At 69.5% G+C, this 4,677-nt stretch carries 4 protein-coding genes and 1 pseudogene; 2 read left to right on the plus strand and 3 right to left on the minus strand.

Going from position 1 to position 4,677, the window contains the following annotated elements; genetic code table 11:
• Positions 1-697 (minus strand): annotated as a pseudogene (locus tag RMO30_RS05640) (hypothetical protein); the annotation flags it as partial.
• A 58-nt stretch (positions 698-755) separates the two neighbouring features.
• Positions 756-1,913 carry an NAD(P)/FAD-dependent oxidoreductase gene (locus tag RMO30_RS05645; protein WP_309710580.1) on the minus strand — a complete coding sequence of 386 codons (1,158 nt, stop codon included), beginning with the start codon at positions 1,911-1,913 and terminating at the stop codon, positions 756-758.
• A gap of 149 nt (positions 1,914-2,062) precedes the next feature.
• Between RMO30_RS05645 and RMO30_RS05650 the strand changes: the two genes are divergently transcribed.
• The gene (locus RMO30_RS05650) at positions 2,063-2,341 is read left to right on the plus strand and encodes a DUF4190 domain-containing protein (RefSeq protein ID WP_309710583.1); all 279 of its coding nucleotides are present in this window, start codon (positions 2,063-2,065) and stop codon (positions 2,339-2,341) included.
• On the plus strand, positions 2,338-2,481 hold the full coding sequence (locus RMO30_RS05655; protein WP_309710586.1) for a hypothetical protein: 144 nt from the start codon (positions 2,338-2,340) through the stop codon (positions 2,479-2,481). Before RMO30_RS05650 ends, RMO30_RS05655 begins: the two co-directional genes overlap by 4 nt.
• A 9-nt stretch (positions 2,482-2,490) precedes the next feature.
• On the opposite strand, the gene RMO30_RS05660 is transcribed toward RMO30_RS05655, so the two are convergent.
• On the minus strand, positions 2,491-4,677 hold a 2,187-nt coding region (locus tag RMO30_RS05660), incomplete at its 5' end, for a hypothetical protein (RefSeq protein ID WP_309710588.1).

The following is a 4,677-nucleotide window of genomic DNA, read 5'->3' on the forward strand; positions in this document are numbered from 1 at the left end:
TGTCGGCCCCGGTGAGTTCCGTGACGATCGCGGTGTACTCGTCGACCTGGCCTTCGTTGGCGATCTCGCCTTCGATGACGTCTTCGGTGTTCGCCTCTTGCGAGGCCGGGTTGTACTCGATGCCCACCAGCACGGCGATGACGAGAACGACGGCGCCGACGGCACCCGCGATGCCCTTGGTCTTGTTGTCGAGGTTCTTGTTGAGCAAGATCACGACGATGATCGGCACGAAGGCGATGAGCGGGATGATCGCGACCAGCTGGTTCTGCACGAAGAAGCGGAACTTCTCCTGCCGCGATGCGGGGTCGGCCTGGTTGGCGGCCTTCCAGAGCTGCGAGCCGACGATCGTCAGGATGCCGATGACGACGAGCAGGCCGATGAGCGCCCACATGAGGTAGTCGCTCGGGATGAAGCCCTTGATCGGCTCACCGTCGACATTCGTGCCGATCTGCGTGAGCAGGTACCAGATGCCGACGCCTTCGAGGGCGATCGCGATGCCCCACAGGATGAAGGCGATGACGCGCTTGATGGTCGCGCCGGATTTCGCCGAATCGGATGCCTTCCAGCCGCCACCCTCGCGGACCCGCTGATCGGCTTCCGCCTTGATCGCAGCCCGTTCCTTCGCGGTGGTTGCCGGCGCGGGGGCCGACTCCGCCTGTACGACCTTCTTGCCGCTGCGGCTGCTGCGCTCTGCCATGTGAGTGCCCTTCTGAGTGTCGGCTGGCCCTCAGCTTAGCGGCGTGCTGCAAACAGCCTCAGCCCGCAGCGACTCCCTTCGCGACCGCCTTTGCGATCTTCGTCGCGTCGAGTCCGACCTGCCGGAGGTTGCCGGTCAGCGGATTCGAGTAGCCGAGGAAGAAAAGTCCAGGATGTGCGGCGAGCTGTGCGTCCGCATTGACGAGCGGGCGACCGCTGCCTGCGAGAACGCCGAGGTCGCCGACGAGCTCTTCGAGTCTGCGCTGGAAGCCGGTCGCGACCACGACGGCGTCGGGGCGCAGTTCGGTGCCGTCGGCGTGCACCACGGAATCCTTGGTGAACCGCTCGACCGCGGCGACGACTGTCACCGCCCCGGACTTGAGCGCGCGAATCAGGCCGACGTCGATCGTCGGAGTGACGTCATCCCGAAGCAGCTGCGTCGCGATTCCGCGCGGTGCCTTCGGGATGCCGTACTTGCGCAGGTCGCCGACGGCGATGCGCTGCAGCAGACCGGCGAGTGCATCCTGGGCCTTCACCGGGAGGGGAGCCATCCCGATGACGAGCGCTTGACCCGGGATGCCGGCCACCGCCCGCAAGACAACGTTCGGCGGGGTTCGCATCGCGAGCGCCACCCGAACTCCCGCATCCGCGAGGTCGGCAGCGATTTCGGCGCCGCTGTTGCCCGGCCCGATCACCAGCGCCTCGCGCGCGCCGAGCAGCCCGGGGTTCTTGTACTCGCTGGAGTGCACCACCTTGCCGGTGAACGATTGCAGTCCGGGCCAGTCGGGCAGCTTGGCGGTGTGGTTGTACCCGGTCGCGACAACCACGGTGTCGGCGGCGATGGCCCCGTGCTCGTCGCCGCGGCGCCAGGAGACCCGCCATTCGTCGGCCCCGCGTTCGACGGCCAAGGCGGCCACCCCGAGGCGCACATCGAGGTCGTGCAGGTCGGCGTACTCGGCGAAGTAGGCGAGCAGGTCGTCGCGTGCCACCCAGCGTCCGTAGCGGCGCGGGATGCGGTAGCCGGGCAGTCCGGAAAGTCCGCGCGAGGTGTGCAGGTGCAGCCGGTCGTAGTGGCCGGCCCAGCTCGCACCGACCCTGTCGGCTTTGTCGAGCACGATCGTCTCGACACCGACGCGCTTCAGTTCGGCGGCGGCAGCGAGGCCGGCGGGCCCCGCACCGATGACGACCGCTGACACCCGGTCGGGCAGCGCGCTCACGCGGTGACTCCGAGTCGCGCCGCGAGTTCAGCTCGGCCGTCGAGGGGCAGGCGGATGATGCCGGATCCGGCGTCGTCGATGTTCACGCTCACACACTAGAACCCGGCTCGGCAATGTGACGCCACCTGCTGCTGGCTAGTGTTGGCGCCATGAGCAGGTTGGGCGCCCCGGCGACGAAGGTCAACGACTTCGCGCTGCTCAGCCTGATCGTCGCGGTGATCCTCGCGCCGGCTGGCATCCCGCTGGCGATCATCGCCCTTCGGCAGATCAAACGCACCGGCGAACGTGGCCGCGGGCTCGCGCTCGCCGGTCTGTGGATCGGCATCGCCGTCACCGCGCTCTATCTGTTGGTGCTCGCGTTTGTGGCGGTCGTGGTCGGCTGGTCGTTCTGGTTCATCGGTGAGATCCCCGACGAGGCGTGGCAGTGAGGCTCTACCCGATCCCGGTGCCAGCGGGTGCACCCGCCTGGCTCAACCTCCTGCTGCTCGCGGGCGGTGTCGTCGTGTTCGTCGTGCTGCTCTGGCAGGCGGTGCGCTACTTCCGCAACAACCGCGACGACGACGGCTGACGACGAGGACTAGTCGAACAGGTCGAGCAGCTCGCCGACGCAGCGGTACTCGCTCCACTCGGGCACCGCGCAGGTGGCGCTCGACGCCTGGGCGCTCGCTGCGGCGAGCAGCTGATCGAAGGTCGCGTCGGAGAGACCCCAGCCCAGCGGGACGGTCACCGACGGCTCGGTGCCGGCGGCCGCGATCACGACCTGGTCCGACGACATGTCGAACGCCGCCATCGCCCGCTGGATCCACGAGTTCGGTGTTACCTGCGTCGCCTTCGTGCCGAAGCCGGCGATCGGCACCGACAGTTCGGGCACCGACTCCTGGGCGCGCGCGGCCAGGTAGGCACCGGGCGAGTTCTGGATGTAGACGAGATACGGCACCACGTCGACATCCGCCTCGGTGTTGTATTCCGCGACGATGCGGGCGAGGTCGGGGGAGATGTCGGCGATGAGCCCGAGACCCGAATTCTCGGCGTAGCCGCCGTCGACGAGGTGGAGCCGGTCGCGGTCGTCACCTGGGACACCCTCGTCTGCGCCGCAGGCCGCGCTGCGGTCGATCACGCCGCCCGGGGTGACGACCGGGAACCGGGCCGACAGCATCGACGCGGTCGCCCAGTCGGCCCCGAACGCGCAGGAGCCGAAGAAGTCGACGAGGTCGAGAGTGAGCGCCGGCTCCGCCGACCCCTGGTCACACCGCGGCCGTTGGGCGTTGCCCTCCGCGTCGCCGCCGTGCGACTCTTCGGTGGTCGACCCGAAGCGCCCCACGCCGAGTTCGACCTGGCTCACCACCGCCCGACAACCGGAGAGGATGTCGGCGGAGTTGAAGACGACGAGACCGGTCGGCGCTGCCGGCTCGGCCCCCCAGGGGAGCGCGAGCGACGCGTCGGCATCCCGCCAGGCGTCCTCGATGAGGGCGGCGCGATCTCGCCACCGCGTCGGGTCTTCAAAAGTCGGGGAGCGGAGCCCGGTGGTCGAGGCGAGCGGGTCGCTGCCGATGAGTCCGACGACGGCACCCGGAAGCGCGGCCGAATCCCCGATCTCGCCGATCGCGGCGCGCACCCGGTCCGGGTAATCAGAGAACGCAGCATCGGCGGCGAGGTTGCCGGCACCACCGTCGTCGTCGCGGTCGAGGGTCGCGGCGACCGCGAGGCCGATCGACCCGCCGCTGACTCCGCTGGAGAGGAACACCGAATCCGCGGCACAACGCCCGTCGGCGGCGAACTCGGCGAGCGTCGCGACGGTCCAGGTGGCCGCCCGGATGCCGCCGCCCTCCGCCGCGACGAGCACGAGGGGGCGCACGGCGACCCCGTCGAGGGTCGCCTCGCAGCCGTCGGAGCGCTCGATCCAATCGTCGAACGCCTCCTGAAGGTCGGGCCGCTCGACGGGGACAGCGTCGATCGCGAGCCGGTCGACTCCGTGCAGCCCGACACTTCCGCTCAACTGCGCGATTACGACCGGGATGACCAGGACGAGCGCGATCACCGGGTCGGAGCGCAACCCGAGAAGCTCGAACAGCGCGAGGGGTCGGCGACGGCGGAGGCTCAGCACGATGAGTCCCAAGAGCGACGTGATCGCGCCGAGAAGACCGACCGCGACCGCGACGATGCCCAGAGTGCCCCCGACGGTGAGCGGCCAGAGCCCGGCAGCACCGATGAACCCGACCGATACGACGGCGACGACAGCGACAATCGCGATGCCGAGTCCGGTGATACTCGGGCAGTCCTGCCGCGGGTCGAACTCGCGCAGGGCCGCTCGGCGCAGCCACCCTCCGGACGGTGCAGGCGGGTCGTCGGAGGACTCGATGTTCAGGCGACCCGGCAGAAGCGCCAAGGCCGCAGCGACGCCGATCGCGAGCACCGTGAACCCGACCGACCGCCAGAACGTAACCGGGTCGATGGCACCCCCTGCCGCGCCGACAATGACGAGCGAGCCAAACGAGCGCGCGACACCGAGGGCGCCGACGATGACGACAAGCACCGCGAGGATGTCGCCGGCCGCCGCGACCCGCAGCACGAACGCACGGTCTTCGGGTCGGCCCGAGGGGATCGGTTTGCCGAGCTTGCGTGGCCGCAGCTTGAGCCAGACCTCGAGCGCGCCCGACACAAGCACGATGCCCCCCGTGACGAACAGGAAGACCGTGAGCGGCGCGGGGTCGACGTGGTCGCGCAGGGGACCCGACACGTAGATCAGGGCGGTGGTGAGCACGAT

The organism is Pseudolysinimonas sp., assembly GCF_031389465.1.
Lineage (GTDB): Bacteria > Actinomycetota > Actinomycetes > Actinomycetales > Microbacteriaceae > Pseudolysinimonas_A.